Annotated in this window: 12 protein-coding genes; 10 read left to right on the top strand and 2 right to left on the bottom strand. The window is 41.3% G+C overall.

Annotated elements, in window-relative coordinates:
• Positions 1-209: 209 nt before the first annotated feature.
• From MJ764_RS02695 to MJ764_RS02680, 4 genes are all read left to right on the top strand, one after another.
• Positions 210-2,081: a potassium transporter Kup gene (locus MJ764_RS02695; protein ID WP_239324401.1), complete on the top strand. Its 1,872-nt coding sequence runs from the start codon at positions 210-212 to the stop codon at positions 2,079-2,081.
• A 38-nt stretch (positions 2,082-2,119) separates the two neighbouring features.
• Positions 2,120-3,160: an N-acetyl-gamma-glutamyl-phosphate reductase gene (gene argC / locus MJ764_RS02690; protein WP_239324399.1), complete on the top strand. Its 1,041-nt coding sequence runs from the start codon at positions 2,120-2,122 to the stop codon at positions 3,158-3,160.
• A gap of 55 nt (positions 3,161-3,215) precedes the next feature.
• Positions 3,216-3,563 (top strand): iron-sulfur cluster insertion protein ErpA, encoded by a 348-nt coding sequence (gene erpA / locus MJ764_RS02685; protein WP_239324397.1) that lies wholly within the window; start codon positions 3,216-3,218, stop codon positions 3,561-3,563.
• 294 nt (positions 3,564-3,857) lie between these two features.
• The gene (locus MJ764_RS02680) at positions 3,858-5,378 is read left to right on the top strand and encodes a catalase (protein ID WP_239324395.1); all 1,521 of its coding nucleotides are present in this window, start codon (positions 3,858-3,860) and stop codon (positions 5,376-5,378) included.
• 107 nt (positions 5,379-5,485) lie between these two features.
• On the opposite strand, the gene MJ764_RS11405 is transcribed toward MJ764_RS02680, so the two are convergent.
• Both MJ764_RS11405 and MJ764_RS02655 read right to left on the bottom strand, forming a co-directional pair.
• A complete protein-coding gene (locus tag MJ764_RS11405) occupies positions 5,486-8,296 on the bottom strand; it encodes a calcium-binding protein (RefSeq protein WP_275415227.1) in 2,811 nt (936 codons plus the stop codon).
• A 123-nt stretch (positions 8,297-8,419) separates the two neighbouring features.
• A complete protein-coding gene (locus MJ764_RS02655; RefSeq protein WP_239324388.1) occupies positions 8,420-9,376 on the bottom strand; it encodes a hypothetical protein in 957 nt (318 codons plus the stop codon).
• Between the two features lie 719 nt (positions 9,377-10,095).
• Between MJ764_RS02655 and MJ764_RS02645 the strand changes: the two genes are divergently transcribed.
• From MJ764_RS02645 to MJ764_RS02625, 6 genes are all read left to right on the top strand, one after another.
• Complete coding sequence (locus MJ764_RS02645) at positions 10,096-10,398, top strand: transposase (RefSeq protein WP_275415226.1); 303 nt, start codon at positions 10,096-10,098, stop codon at positions 10,396-10,398.
• 80 nt (positions 10,399-10,478) lie between these two features.
• Positions 10,479-10,877: a DDE-type integrase/transposase/recombinase gene (locus MJ764_RS02640; protein ID WP_239324382.1), complete on the top strand. Its 399-nt coding sequence runs from the start codon at positions 10,479-10,481 to the stop codon at positions 10,875-10,877.
• Positions 10,840-10,965 carry an integrase core domain-containing protein gene (locus MJ764_RS11565; protein ID WP_420853916.1) on the top strand — a complete coding sequence of 42 codons (126 nt, stop codon included), beginning with the start codon at positions 10,840-10,842 and terminating at the stop codon, positions 10,963-10,965. Before MJ764_RS02640 ends, MJ764_RS11565 begins: the two co-directional genes overlap by 38 nt.
• A 749-nt stretch (positions 10,966-11,714) precedes the next feature.
• Entirely contained in the window at positions 11,715-13,856 is a 2,142-nt protein-coding gene (locus MJ764_RS02635) for a type I secretion system permease/ATPase (RefSeq protein ID WP_239324380.1), read from the top strand.
• Between the two features lie 34 nt (positions 13,857-13,890).
• Positions 13,891-15,318: an HlyD family type I secretion periplasmic adaptor subunit gene (locus MJ764_RS02630; protein ID WP_239324548.1), complete on the top strand. Its 1,428-nt coding sequence runs from the start codon at positions 13,891-13,893 to the stop codon at positions 15,316-15,318.
• Complete coding sequence (locus tag MJ764_RS02625; RefSeq protein WP_239324378.1) at positions 15,318-16,640, top strand: TolC family protein; 1,323 nt, start codon at positions 15,318-15,320, stop codon at positions 16,638-16,640. The genes MJ764_RS02630 and MJ764_RS02625 overlap by 1 nt, the downstream gene beginning before the upstream one ends.
• Positions 16,641-16,838 lie beyond the last annotated feature (198 nt).

Here is a 16,838-nt window from a genome sequence, read left to right as displayed (position 1 = left end):
ATAAAGTTAATCACCCCCTGTTTGATTTATCTAAAGACTAAAATAGTATTCTCACCATCAACACATAAACGCAAAAACAGTCTGGATTAGCCACCTCAAGCCATGACTAATGAACAAAAAATCTATAAAAACTCATACTTAAGGGATTGGCTAAACTTAATGTTAAGACTAAACTTCACTCCCTGATAACCATATAATGAGGTATATAAATGCGTATACAGTTTTCTGCCAATACCGCAATCACACTTGCTGCATTGGGTATTGTTTATGGCGACATTGGCACAAGCCCACTGTATGCCTTAAAAGAAAGCTTTCGCGCTTCAACAATAGCACCCACAGAGGCAAATGTACTGGGTTTCGTCTCTCTGATCCTGTGGTCACTGCTCCTGATTGTTACCCTCAAATATGTTTTATTTATCCTGCGGGCAGATAACAATGGCGAAGGCGGTGTTGTGGTACTCATGCAGCAGGCAATGCGACATCTTAAAGGCAAACCTGCATGGATTGTCATGATGATGGGGCTCACCGGTACCGCACTCTTCTACGGTGATGCCATGATTACGCCAGCAGTATCCGTTCTCTCTGCCGCAGAAGGCTTAACTGTAATCAACGAAAGCTTCCGGCCATATGTTATGCCAATAGCATTGATAATTCTGTTTGCACTATTTCTGATTCAGAAAAAAGGCACACATAAAATTGGTACATTGTTTGGCCCCATCATGCTGATATGGTTTAGCGCCATTGCACTGATAGGCCTGTATCAGATAGTACAGGCACCGACAATCATACTGGCTTTCAACCCCTACTACGGCATTAAATTTGCCATCAACCACGGCTGGGATGGCTTTATCGGGCTGGGCTGTGTTGTACTGGCAGTAACAGGAGCCGAAGCCTTATATGCAGATATGGGACATTTCGGCCGTCAGCCCATCCAGACAGCCTGGATAAAAGTGGTTTTACCCAGCCTCATCATCAACTATCTGGGACAGGGTGCACTGATTCTGCACAATCCGGCAGCAATTAACAATCCATTTTTCCTGAGTGCCCCACACTGGCTACTGATTCCCTTAATCATACTGGCTACCTTTGCAACCATTATTGCCAGTCAGGCCGTAATTGCAGGCGCATTCTCCCTTACACGTCAGGCAATTCAGCTTGGCTTTGCACCACGCATGAACATCATCCATACCAATAACGAAGAAATTGGCCAGATTTACCTGCCACTGGTTAACTGGCTGTTACTCGTTGCGGTCACTTTAGTAGTCTTGGCTTTTCACGACTCCGAACATCTGGCCTCTGCCTATGGAATTGCCGTGACCGGCACCATGGTCATCACCTCATGCCTGTTCTGTGTCGTCATGATTAAAAACTGGCGCTGGCCAATTCCACTAGCGCTACTACTTACCTCAGTATTCCTGTGCTTCGATCTCGTTTTCTTCAGCAGCAACCTGCTCAAGTTGATTCACGGCGGCTGGTTCCCAGTAATGGTAGCACTGATTGTAGTTACGTTATTTTCTACCTGGCGTCATGGCCAGTTACAGCTGCACGAGGCGCAACAGAACAAAGAATTCTCACTGGATGATTTTGTCGAAAACCTGCACGACTATCCGCCACAAATTGTCTCCGGTAACGCTGTATTCATGGTATCCGACCCATTCAGCATTCCGCGAGCACTACTGCATAACCTCAAACATAACAAAGTATTGCATAGCTACAACGTCCTACTCAGCATCAAAACCAAAGAGGTACCCCACATTGCCGACAACGAACGCATTGCCATGAAACAGATTGACCCACGCTTTACCCGCGTTATTGCCAACTACGGCTTTCAGGAAACAGCCAATATCAGCCATATTCTGGCCTTAATGGCGGAACAGGGCATCACACTGGAAACCATGGAAACGTCATTTTTTCTCTCCCATGACAGCATCGTTGTAGCAGCCAAAACCAAACATGGCAATATGGGTCGCTTACGCGCCCGAATCTTCAAATGGTTATATAAAAACAGTGCCACCGCCAGTCACTACTATCATATTCCGGCCAATCGTGTAGTCGAACTAGGTGCACAAGTAGTCATTTAACCAGCCAAGCCGGCCATAAAAACCATGAAAGAGAAAATATGAATATTAAAATCGGTATTATTGGCGCCACAGGTTATACCGGTGTGGAATTATTACGCCTACTGGCACAACATCCAGCCGCTGAAATAATTGCCGTTACCAGCCGCAGCGCAGCAGGAACAGCATTGAGCGACTACTTTCCCAGTTTACGTGGTACTTATGACCATCTTATTTTTCAGCATCCTGAGCAGGCCAACCTGAATCAGTGTGACGTCGTATTTTTTGCCACACCAAACGGCATAGCCATGCAGGAAGCGCCCCCCCTGCTGGCACAGGGTATAAAAATCATTGACCTGTCAGCAGACTATCGCATCAAAGATGTAGCACTCTGGCAGCAATGGTATCCATTTACCCATACCAGTCCAGATTGGATTGCAAAAGCCGTGTATGGTCTGAGTGAACTCAATCGTACCGCTATCGCTCAGGCTCAGCTCGTAGCCAACCCAGGTTGCTATCCCACCTGTGTTAGCTTGCCTTTACTGCCTTTATTACAACAACAATGCCTAGCCGATAATCAACTATTGATTGCCGATTGCAAATCAGGCGTGTCCGGTGCCGGCCGCAAAGCAGATACCGGCAACCTGTTTGCCGAATGCGGCGACAACTTCAAAGCTTATGGAGTCAGTGGCCATCGACACTTACCTGAAATCAGACAAACGCTTAACCTCTTACAGCCTCAGATAAGTAACAATCTCATTTTTGTTCCCCACCTTACCCCCTTGATTCGCGGCATGCATGCCACCATGTATATACAAATTAAAGATGGTCACAATCCGCATCAACTGATTGCTGACTATTATCGTACCAGCCCGTTTGTAGATGTAATGCCTACCGGCAGCATGCCAGAAACACGTACTGTGCGCGGAGCTAACCTCTGTCGCATCAGCGTACAGCCTGCCCCCCAGAACAATACATGGATTATTCTATCTGTGATTGACAATCTGGTTAAAGGCGCCGCCGGACAGGCCATACAGAATATGAATATCATGTTCGGCCTGAATGAAACCAGCGGACTAAAGCACATTCCCCTCTTGCCATAAACTGCCGGCAGGATAGACAATTCAGTCTGCCCATATTTGCTAAAAGGATCAAGCCATGTCAGATAACGACATCGAAACACCAATTATCTTTACCGAAAGCTGCTGCACCAAAGTTAAAGACCTGATTGCAGAAGAAAACAACCCAGACCTGAAACTGCGGGTATTCGTGACAGGAGGCGGCTGCTCAGGTTTTCAATATGGCTTTACCTTTGACGAAATCGTTAACGATGATGATTTTGAAATCGAAAAAGATGGCTTAACTTTCCTGATTGATCCCATGAGTTACCAATATCTGGTTGGCGCAGAAATTGACTACTCAGAAAGCCTGCACGGTTCTCAATTTGTCATCCGTAATCCCAATGCCACCACCACCTGCGGCTGCGGTTCATCTTTCTCAGTTTAATAGCTAAATCTCCAAATTCAGATTATTGCCAAGCAAAGATTCTATCTAAATTCTCCCAGCCAGCCTGAACAGGCTGGTTATTTTATTTCTGCATATCACCAACAAACAAATAAACCCAAAAAACAATCATTAAAACATAAACAAATTGACAAACATTAAACATAATTGTCAATTTCAAGAATATGTAAAATAACAAGTAATTAACATTAAAAATTTATATAAAGCCTATAATCATTTAACCAGCCAAAAGCAGTAAAGGCCTTTTTTAATAACAAATTAACAAGGAGCTTTACCATGACTCATGACATAAAAAAATGCCCGGTTACCCATCTCACCACAGATCAGGGTGCCCCAGTATCTGATAACCAGAATAGCCTCACCGCCGGACCTCGTGGCCCACTATTAGCGCAGGATTTATGGCTTAACGAAAGACTGGCTAATTTTGTTCGCGAAGTCATACCCGAACGCCGTATGCATGCTAAAGGTTCAGGTGCATTTGGCACATTCACCGTAACCCACGACATTACCCAATACACCTGTGCCAAACTGTTTAGCCAGATTGGCAAACAAACCGAAATGTTCGTCCGCTTTTCCGAAGTGGCGGCCGAGCGCGGTGGTGGCGATGCAGAGCGTGACATACGCGGCTTTGCCATGCGTTTCTACACCGAACAAGGCAACTGGGATTTAGTTGGCAACAACACCCCAGTATTCTTCCTACGCGACCCGCGTAAATTTCCCGACTTAAACAAAGCAGTGAAACGCGATCCCCGCACCAACCTGCGCAGCCCCACCTATAACTGGGACTACTGGACACTACTCCCTGAAGCATTTCATCAAGTCACCATCACCATGTCTGATCGCGGCATCCCTGCCAGCTATCGCCACATGCATGGATTCGGTTCACACACATTTAGCTTCATCAACGCCAACAAAGAACGCTTTTGGGTAAAATTTCATTTCCGTACCCAACAAGGCATCAAAAACCTCACCGATGAAGAAGCGGCCAACATCATGGGACAAGATCGCGACAGCCATCAGCGCGATCTATATAACGCCATTGAAAGCGGCGACTTCCCCAAATGGACCATGTATATCCAAATCATGCCAGAAGCAGATGCAGAAAAAGTCCCCTATCACCCATTTGACCTCACAAAAGTCTGGCCACATGGCGATTACCCGCTTATCGAAGTTGGAGAATTCGAACTAAACCGCAATCCAGACAACTACTACCTTGATGTCGAACAGGCAGCCTTTGCCCCAAGCAACCTCGTACCCGGAATCAGCGTATCACCAGACAAAGTATTACAGGCACGTTTGTATAACTACGCAGATGCAGCCCGCTACCGCGTTGGTGTTAACCATCATCAGATTCCAGTAAACAAAGCACGCTGCCCCGTCTTCAGTAACCATCGCGATGGCACCACCCGCGTAGATGACAACTACGGCAGCCTGCCCCACTACGAACCCAATAGCTTTCACCAGTGGCAGGAACAGCCTGAATTCAGAGAGCCTCCTCTCAAAATTCATGGCGATGCCGATTTCTGGAATTTCCATGAAGATGATAATGACTACTTCAGTCAGCCACGTGCCCTGTTTAACCTCATGAGCGATGCACAAAAGCAGGTATTATATGAAAACACGGCACGAGCCATGGGCGATGCACCGGATTTCATCAAATATCGCCATATCCGCAACAGCAATGCCTGCCACCCTGATTATGGCGCTGGTGTAGCCAAGGCTCTCGGCATGACTGTAGAAGACGCCATAGCGGCGCGCAGCAGTGATCCGGCACAAGGCTGTGCAGTTTTAATATAAAACCAAACCACCAATCAAAAAAATCCTTAAACAATCATGTTTAAGGATTTTTTAAACAAAAATACAACCTAAGAAAATAAATTCTTAAATAAAAACTTTAAAACTCATTAACTACCCCAATAAGCTGACACATTGGCCATTTGAGTCAATTGCGGCATCTGTTCTGGCGAATTTAACCCACCCTCAATACCCGCAGTAAACCCTGCCATAGCTGATAACAAAGCCTGAACCTGAGCAGCAGTGCCATCCCAATCACTTGCAAAAGAACCACCTTGCTGCGCAGAATTACCTGCTACAGTATTGGCAACACCCTGTTCATAACCAGCATCGAAAACAGAAAAATTGCCATAACTCAAGCTATCAACATTCGAGTCACAATTAAAATTAACACTGTATTTTTGCTTTCCACTTTCAGCTAAAACAAAGGCGCGTTTCTTCTTCAGCTCTTCATAACTAACACTCTGATCTTCAAATACAAAATCAAACACACGGCTGTATTTATTTTTATTATTGAAGTAATCCGGCAGCGTCACCGAATCTCCTGATCCATACGCCCGAATAACCAGATCATTGCCAGAATGGATAAATTCAGCATCGGCTAGATTAGCACCTTTAAATACCAAATCATTACGCTGATTTTTGTTCTTTTTATTCATATAGCCTAAATCATTAACCACATCTTGGCCATGACCTGCCTCAAATTCATAACGGTCTTTTTCAAAGTTGCCTCCATTGAGAATATCATTACCAACACCCCCAATAAGAATATCATAACCAGTACCGCCGTTTAGAACATCATTTCCTGCACCTCCGATAAGAATATCGTTTCCTTGCCAGCCGGAAATAATATTATCTTTTTCATCTCCGCTCTGAATGATGGCATAATCCTTTTTGATGTCTTCTAAAGTAATGGTTTGATCATCAAATACAAAGTTAAACGCCCTACTAAAGCGATTGTCATCATTAAAGTAGTCCGGCAGCGTTACCGAATCGGCTGATCCATAGGCTTGAATAACCAGATCGGTTCCAGAGCGAGTAAACTCTGCATCTGCCAACTTGGCACCTTTAAATACGACATCATTTCGTTTCTTTTGATAAAGTTTAAAATCGTCACCTTTATCATTAATTACATCTTGACCATGACCTGCTTCAAACTCATAACGATCTTTATGCCAATCGCCACCATTCAGAATATCATTTCCCGTACCCCCATGCAGAATATCGTAACCCTCTCCTCCATTCAGGATATCATTGCCTTCGCCACCATCCAAGATATCATCGCCATATCCACCTGATAAAGTGTCATTGCCCGCTCCTCCGCTCAGAATGTCTTTTCCATTCCAGCCGTTAATAACATTGTCTTTTTCATCTCCGTTCTGACAAATCGTAAAGTGCTTGCTGATATCTTCATAAATGATAGTTTGATCACCAAATGTAAAGTTAAATGCTCTACTATATTTGTTCTCATAGTTGAAGTAATCTGGTAGAGTCACTGAGTCTGCTGATCCATACGCGTGAATAACCAGATCATCTCCATATCGGAAAAATTTTGCCTCTGCTAGCTTGGCACCTTTAAATACAAGGTCATTACGCTTTTTCAGATTGGCTTCAGAATAATAGTCGTCACCTTTATCATTAACCACATCTTGACCATGCCCGGCCTCAAATTCATAACGGTCTTTATGCCAATCACCACCATTCAAAATATCGTTGCCTGCGCCCCCATTTAAAATATCATAGCCTTCGTCCCCATTCAGAATATCGTCACCTGCTCCTCCATTTAAAATATCATCGCCGGCGCCTCCGTTCAGAATATCATCTCCTACTCCTCCATTCAGGATATCGTTGCCATTTTCTCCATTTAAAGTATCGTTGCCTTCGTCTCCATTTAAAATATCATCGCCACTTCCTCCCCATAAAGTGTCATTACCCGCTTTACCATTCAGAATATCTTTTCCATGCCAGCCAGAAATAACGTTATCTTTTTCATCTCCGCTCTGACTAATCGTAAAGTTCTCTCTGAAGTCTTGATAAGTGATGGTTTGATCATCAAATAAGAAATTAAATGCTCTACTATACCTGTTGTTCTCATTGAAGTAATCCGGCAATATTACTGAATCAGCAAACCCAAACGCTCGAATAACCAAATCTGTGCCAGAGCGGGTAAATACTGCATCTGCCAGCTTGGCTCCCTTAAATACTATATCATTACATTTTTCCAAACATTCTTCAGTAGAATAATATTCGTAGTCTTTATCGTTAATCACATCTTGGCCATGCCCCGCCTCAAATTCATAACGATCTTTATGCCAATCACCACCACTCAGACTATCGTTTCCAGTACCACCATTCAGAATATCGTAACCAGCTCCACCCAATAGAAGATCATTGCCCGCTCCTCCATTCAAGATATCGTTGCCTGCACCTCCATTCAGAATATCGTTGCCTTCACCCCCATTGAGAATATCGTCACCTGCTCCTCCATATAAAATGTCATCGCCTGCGCCTCCGTTCAGAATGTCATTACCATCTCCTCCCCATAGAGTATCGTTGCCGTCTCCGCCATTCACAATCTCTCTTCCTTGCTCGCCCAAAATAACATTATCTTTTCCGTCGCCACTTTCAGCGAAAATATAATCTTTTTTCATATTTTCATTAATAATATTCTGATTATCAAATAGAAATTTATATGCTATGCTATATCTGTTATTATCGTTGAAGTAATACGGCAGCGTTACCGAATCCGCTGATTTATACGCTCGAATAACCAGACTGTCTGCAGAGCGAATAAATTCGCTCATATATTTGTCATTAATTGCTTTGGAATTTGATGGTGTTTTTGCTTGATTCCATAAATATGTGGCCAGAACTTCATTCATACTCACTAAATTTTTTCCTGCATTCATGTCATAAGGCATGTTAATACTCCTTTTGTGCAATATTTCAGATATCTGATTGAAAACAATTACATTAAATCCAATACAAAATATATAATATTTATTATCATCTCCTTTATTTTTACTAGGTTAAGAATATTTAATTCACCGCATAAAATAAAATGGTTTATATAAAATATCGCCACAATTATTTAAATAAAAGACATTATTTGGATTCCCGAGTAACTCACGTTTATCTCCAACTGTAAAATCGGTAACACTTAAATAGAAATTACCGACTCCCCATGAACTAATATTTATATCTTCAGGGATTTTCGACTCTTCTACAAATGTGCCCATCTCATTTTTAACAGAGTATAAATTATAGTTTTTTCTTATCACTGACCATTCTGTTTTATTCAATATCCTACAACAATTCTTGCCATATATAGTAGTTCCTTCAATGTTATCATGTATTAGAATAAAATCTTTTAATTTAAACTCATCATTAATATAGTTCTTATCCGAGGTATACACATAGCTCTGCACATTTTCAGCATTTTTTAGTCCATCAACTTTTTCACGATAATGCTCCCCATCTCCTATATAAGCTTCAAACTCTTGATTAGTTAAACTTACTGGCACTCGCCATACTTTACAACTATTCCAACGTTCGCAATCAGCAGATGTCCAGCTCCGCTTACCCTCAGCATCTAATACCTCATTATCCCAAAACAAATTATTCTCATATATCATTCGCCCAGTTAAACTTTTTATTGCTTTATGCCAAAGCTCCTCTTTGCTATAATATTTCCTGTCCCGCCAACAATATCCAGCTCTGTTTTTAGCCTCAAACTCTTCTTGTTGTACATTGAATGGTTTAGGATTTTTCCTTACTAATTCATTCCAGAAACGATACGGTGGTCTTACATAATATAAATCCCGTATTTTAAAGCTACCCGCCGCCATCAATATAAAGCCCAGAATTATCAATGTATATTTTGCCTGCTTTGGATGTGCTTCTGCTAAATCCATTACCTTATTCAGTATCCAGGCAGTACATAGGAGTAAAAGTAAAATAATTAGGATAATGCCAACAATAATTAATAACATTTCAAGCATAATGTCATATTCTCCATGCACCCATCAATTTCACCTGCTTGAATAGTAATAAATTTTTATATAATACACTTTTACTACCGATACAAATCGTCTACACCATGCGTCATATACTCCTGTGCATCGATAATCAAGTTGACTCCCACAGCACTCGATTTTGTATCCATTTATCATCAATTAATTCCGAGGGTAATGGTACTGTTTTCTGATTCCATAAATATTTGACCCAAATTTCATCCACAGTTACCAATTCTTTTCAAGCATCACTTCATAAAACATGTCAACATTCCTTGTACTTTATATTTAAAGTTTCTGCTTTAAACTAATATACTTATACTAACACATTTTATATTTTTTTTACCTAAATAATCTATACTATAGCACTCGCTCGAGAATATTTTTACTCTACCACATCAAAAAAATACGAAGTTTATATAAGAGATGACCTCATATTTGCACAATATTCTGGCTTTCACCATAATATAGTCCAAACACCATTTAGTACTACCGTGTAGGGTGTCAGCACATAATATGACTTATATACAACATCGCTGTAACTACCCCCTAAAATAGTACAACCCCAAAGTAGAAAATTCTCTCCATTAACCCATAGAGAATTTAAACATGAACAAGATGACTGAACATCAGATCGTATCTATTTTAAAAGAAGCTCAAGCCAGTATCCCTGCCAAAGAAATTTGTCGTAAATATGGCATCGGTAATTGACTTTTTATAAATGGCGAGAAAATTATGGTGGTATGGAAACATCAGATATCAAACACTTAAAGGAACTGGAAGCTGAAAATCGCAAGCTTAAGCAGATGTTTGCTGAACTGAGATTTAAAATCTCAGCTTCAGGGGGAAATCATAAAAAAGCGCTAGTGCCTACCAAGGAACGTAAAGACTGGGCTCTGGAGTTACAAAAAAATCATCCTGTTACTACTGCAATGAGCTGCCTAAGCTACTTGCGCTTAACTATTATCAGCCTTAGTTACAGGATGATTTGGTGCCTATTTCGCTACTAAGTACTAGCACAGACAGGCATTTACGCTTAGGCTTTCCCAAGTGTTTTAATCACATCAGGAACCATAGACAGGTGTATCGGGTGTATTGTGAATTAAAACTTAATCTCAGGGTAAAGCGTAAACAACGTTTTGCACCACGATGCCCGGAGAAGCTATCCGTACCGAATAGACAAGGTGAATGCTGGTCAATGGATTTTATGAGTGACAGCAGTCGCAATCAACGGCACTTTAGAACTTTCAATGTGATAGATGACTTTAATCATGAGGCACTAGACATTGATATTACAGTCAGTTTACCAGCTGGTAGGATTACCCGTTATCTGGATAAATTGGCCGAATATCATGGTTATCCATTAAAAATACGGGTGGATAATGAATCGGAATTCACCGGAAACACCTTTACTAACTGGGCAAAATCACGTGGTATAACTATAAGAGTACATCAACCCCGGCAGCCCATATCAAAATGGGTATATTGAAAGGTTTAATCATTGGTGTTGTACAGAGGTACTGGATTTATATCTTTTTAATAAACTGCAACAGGCAAGTAAGGTAACTGAAGAATGACTAACAATTTATAACATCGGAATATTTCATAAAACACCAAATAATATAATACCGATTGAATATAAACCCTAAAGCAAGCAGCATGATTTTCTGCATCAGTTTTGTACTAACTATGGGGTATTTACATTGCAAATACAAATAATCATAGCTTAATATGCTCTCCATGAACGCATAAATTTCTACTATATTCATAATTACAACTCTATAGATATATTCTAAGTAGAATATCCCCGTGATTCGTTATTAAATCAAATGTTTTATAAATTTTCTTCTGACAAACAATCTTTTAACCAAAATTTAGCTATCATATAAGACTTTAAGTAATAGGAAACTAATGGAATATAAACCAATTAAATACGCCACATAATTCTCTATGTAAGTTGTATATTAAGCTTCGTATATATCAATGGAATTCGTATTAAACATTATTTTTAAACTTATTTAACCTAAAATCTCATAGAATAAACAACTATAATTTACTATTTATTATATAACATAAAATATTTATTTTAATTATATATCTATATTATATTGATATTATTAAAAATTTTATTATCTCTTCAACGAAAACAATATAATAATTTCATATATCTAGGAAATATAAATTATTTTTAATTTACACAAATAACTTTAAAAATATAATTCAAATGGCATTATGAATAATCTATTTGAAGATGAGCTTACTGTGTATTTTTTTTTATAGTTGTGTTAATTTATATATAGATATTTAAACAGTGATGTTGAAATCTATGTCATTACCACCAGAATCTTCTATACCTGCTAAACTTGAGAAACCAAGTATTGCAGTTTCTGCTTTGGTTCTTTTAGCTCATTTTCATGGCATCGCCGTTAATCCTGCAGATATTATGCATAGGTACGCGGAACAGAATGATTTAAAAATTGAACAATGGCTACTTGCAGCCAAAGATCTGGGCTTGAAAGCCAAACTGGTCAAGCACGATATCAAGCGTTTGCCTCTACTAGCCTTACCTGCACTGGTATGGCGTGAAGATGGCCAGCATTTTATTTTAGCCAGAATAGATGACGATCGTTACCTGATTCAGGATATTGAAGCGGGTAAGCCAGTTATTCTAACTAAAGATGAGTTTGTGCAACGCTATTCTGGACAGCTTATTCTGGTTGCTTCAAGAGCGTCGATTCTGGGACAACTGGCTAAATTCGACTTTACTTGGTTTATTCCGGCTGTAATCAAATACCGGCGCATTTTTTTGGAAGTATTGGTCGTATCTGTCTTTATTCAGCTATTTGCCCTTGTTACACCTATGTTTTTTCAGGTGGTAATGGACAAAGTTCTGGTGCATCGCGGTTTTTCCACTCTTGATGTTATTACTATTGCCTTACTGGTGATTATTGTCTTTGATGTGGTTTTAGGTGGTTTACGCACTTATGTTTTTGCCCATACCACGTCACGTATTGATGTCGAGCTGGGCGCACGACTATTTCGTCATCTGTTAAGCCTACCTCTGGCCTATTTCGAGCACCGACGAGTGGGCGATACGGTAGCCCGGGTACGTGAGCTGGAACAAATCCGTAACTTTCTCACTGGACAGGCGTTAACTTCGGTACTGGATCTCTGTTTTTCATTTATCTTTTTGCTGGTGATGTGGTTTTACAGTGGTTGGCTTACGTTAGTAGTTATTATTTCTCTGCCTTGTTACGCCATCTGGTCCGCGACTATCAGCCCTATTTTACGCTCACGGCTGAATGATAAATTTGCCAGAAATGCTGATAATCAGTCATTTCTGGTTGAATCGGTAACAGCAATCGGTACGATTAAAGCTATGGCGGTTGAGCCTCAAATTACCAGACGCTGGGATCAGCAGTTGGCTGCTTATGTAAGCTCCGGTTTCCGCGTTACCCGCCTTGCTACTATTGGCCAGCAGGGTGTGCAGCTAATTCAGAAACTGGTGACTGTTATTACTTTATGGCTGGGTGCTCATCTGGTGATTAAAGGTGAGCTGACTGTGGGTCAGTTAATTGCATTTAATATGCTTGCTGGTCAGGTTGCGGCACCTGTTATCCGCTTGGCACAGCTGTGGCAGGATTTCCAGCAGGTGGGCATTTCTGTTTCCCGCCTTGGCGATATTTTAAACACCCCAACCGAAAATCCTACTTCACGCGTAGCATTGCCGAATATCAAAGGCCAGATTGAATTTGAAAAAATCTCTTTCCGCTATCGTCCGGATGGTGCAGAAATTCTGCGTGATTTAAATTTGCAGATTAAGTCAGGTGAAATTCTGGGTATTGTCGGACGTTCCGGTTCTGGTAAATCAACTCTAACCAAACTGGTACAACGCTTATATACACCGGAGCGCGGACGGGTATTAGTAGATGGTAATGATCTGGCACTGGCTGATCCGGCATGGTTGCGCCGTCAGGTTGGAGTGGTACTTCAGGAAAATGTGCTTTTGAATCAGAGTATCCGCGCCAATATTGCTCTTGCCGACCCGGGGATGCCTCTGGAAAATATTATGTATGCAGCCAAAATGGCTGGTGCCCATGATTTTATTATGGAGTTACCAGAAGGCTATGACACTATAGTTGGTGAACAGGGTGCAGGGCTGTCTGGCGGGCAAAGGCAGCGTGTCGCCATTGCTCGGGCTTTGGTAGGAAATCCGCGAATTCTGATTTTGGATGAAGCAACAAGTGCGCTGGATTATGAATCGGAACGAGCCATTATGCAAAATATGCAGGCCATTTGCAAAGGCCGCACGGTTTTGATAATTGCCCACCGCCTATCTACTGTTCGTATGGCCGATCGCATTATTGCCATGGATAAAGGCAGTATAGTGGAAGAAGGAACTCATGAGGAGTTGCTCGCTAAGCCGGATGGTTACTATCGCTACTTATATCAGCTCCAGAATAGCTAATATTAAAACCAGAATAAGAAAATAGATTATGGGTATTCGCTTTCAAGCTTTTAAAGAGTTCCTGCACCGTTATACTACGGTGTGGAAAAATGTTTGGTCTGTCCGTTTTCAGCTTGATCCGCCTAAACGCGATGAAGATGAGCGTGCATTTTTACCGGCACATCTGGAATTAACGGAAACTCCTCTTTCCGCTGCACCCAAATGGACTGCACGCCTGATTATACTATTTGCTGTTATTGCACTCTTATGGGCATTAATTGGTAAGCTGGATATTGTTGCTGTTGCCATGGGTAAAACCACTCCCGGTGGGCGCAGTAAGATAATCCAGCCACTGGAAACTTCAGTAGTCGACAAAATTGCAGTCAAAAATGGCGACCATGTAAGCAGTGGTCAGGTACTGGTTCAGTTAAGTGGTATTGGTTCCGATAGTGACTATGCGCAGTCGGAAAAATCCCTACAGGCCGCACGTTTAAATAAATTGCGTCTGGAAGCAGTTATCCGTGCGGTGGAGACGCATCAGCCTCCTCAACTGGATCGGGAATTAGCCACGCAATGGCATCTTAATCCTGAGCAGATTATAGAAGCACAATCACTGGCATTACATCAGTTTCAAACATGGTTTACTCAGGATGCCCAGTTACAGACAGTGTTGCGAGAACATCAGGCACAGCTTCAGGGAACTCAATCGCAGGTGAGCAAACTTGAACAAACCACGGCTATTGAGCAGAGCCGCACGGCAGATTATAAAGACTTGCTGGCACAGAACTTTGTTTCCAAACACGCTTATTATGAACAGCAAAGCAAGTATATTCAGAATAAAAATGATTTAGCCAGCCAGCGCAGCCAGCTTCGGCAGATTCAGGAAAGTATACGCGAAGCCGAGCAGAATCGTCAGTTACAAACTAATACGCTCAAGCGCGATACGCTTGATCAGCTGCGACAGGCAAATGAGCAAATCCAGCAACTTACGGAAGCAACAGACAAAGCATTGCAGCGCAAGCAGTTAATGACTTTAAAGTCGCCAGTTGATGGTACGGTACAACAGCTTGCCACCCATACTGTGGGCGGAGTGGTCACGGCTGCACAACAGATTATGGTAATCGTACCTGATCAGGATCAGATGGAAATTGAGGCATTGGTGCCAAATAAAGATATCGGTTTTATTAAGGCTGGCCAAGATGCAGTTATCAAAGTTGAGTCTTTCCCCTATACCCGTTATGGTTATTTAACCGGTAAGGTAAAACATGTCAGCTTTGATGCGATTGAAGATGAAAAGCTGGGACTGGTTTTTGCTGCAACCATTGTTATGGACAGAAATTATCTAATGGTAGATGGTAAAAAGGTTAATTTAACAGCGGGTATGAATGTTACCGCTGAGATTAAAACCGGTAAGCGTCGCGTTATCACTTATTTGTTAAGCCCGCTACAAACTAAAGTTGATGAAAGTATGCGAGAACGTTGATGCAAAAATATATTCGTATTGGTACTTGGCAAGCTATCTCTATTCTTATTGGCTGCGGTATTATCTCTACAACTGCACAGGCATTCGATCTGTTTGATGCCTGGCAGGCTGCAATAAGTTATTCCGCAGAATATGCAGCAGCTCAAAATGAGCGGGATGCTCATAAAGAGCAATTGGCACAGACACGAGCCGCATTATTGCCACAGGTAAATACTAATTATATCTATCAGAAACAGCCCTCCTCCCTGTCCAGTACTACCCAGACGCATGGCTGGAACGTTCAGGCAAGTCAGGCGCTATTTGATAAAGCCAAATGGGCACAATACCAGCAAGGCAAAATTACCGCTAACATGGCTGACTGGCAACTGGAAAATGTGAAGGAGGATCTACTGCTTAAAGTAGCCAATGCTTATTTTCAGGTATTGCTGATTGAAGACAAGCTGGTTTCAATTGAAAAAGAAAAAGAAGCCTATGCAATGCAGATCAGGCAAGCACTAGCCTTATTTAACAAGGGCGCAGCTACTATTGTAGATACCAATGAAGCACAAGCAGGCTATGAAGCTGCCCGGGCAAAAAAAGTCAGTGCGATGACAGATCTGCTGGTAGCACAAAATAATCTGGCTAATATTACAGGACTGGATCCGAAGAAAATTAAGCGTTTAAAAAATACTGATTTTGGCGATTTACTAGGTAAATCAAGTAAAGCAGACTGGATAAATCTGGCGCAAAAAAATAATCCTGAATGGCAGCAGCAAAAGCTGGCATTGGAAAATGCCAAGCAGGCTTATATTGCGGCTAAAGCAGAGAACTGGCCAAAACTAACGCTTAATGGCGGCTATCAGGACAACCATCAGATTCAGCAGTTTTATGGTATGGATCATGGCACTCGCAGTAAAGGCGGTATCGTAACAGTTCAGCTTTCAGCCCCTATATTCAGTGGTGGCTTGATTCACAGCAAAATTAAAGAAGCAGCAGCCAGAGAACAGCAAAATAAATTCTTATTAATCGCTACTGAACGTAAAATTGAACTGAATATTACTCAGGCGTATCAAACTACATTAGGCAATCTGTATCAGATTCAGGCACAGCAACAGTTATTAAAAGCCAATACGGTAAAATTACAAGCTACTCAATTAGGCCGTAAAGTAGGTGTACGCAGTAATCTAGACGAATTACAGGCATTACAGGCCAAAGCCGATGCCGAACAGAAATTGGCAGAGGCACAATATGGCTATATCACTACTTATATTCAGCTATTGCAAAATGCTGGCATTTTGACTGAAGCCGATGAACAGAAAAAATTGCATAAGTTACTCTATTAGTCATTTATGTTTATATTGGCTGTATATATATATTTGAAAGTATTACTGAAATAATTGTGTATGGTATTATCTGTTTTACGCTTGCCTGTTAGTAAGCTAGAGAGTGCCTTATTTAATTCAATTTATAATTTATTTAATGTGTTATCTGGCTTCTACAGCAGAAAAAAATATAAATAACGGTAAATCAACTAACTTTAT

This window comes from Snodgrassella gandavensis, assembly GCF_914768025.1.
Taxonomy (GTDB): domain Bacteria; phylum Pseudomonadota; class Gammaproteobacteria; order Burkholderiales; family Neisseriaceae; genus Snodgrassella; species Snodgrassella gandavensis.
This window is presented reverse-complemented; position numbering and strand designations above follow the sequence as displayed.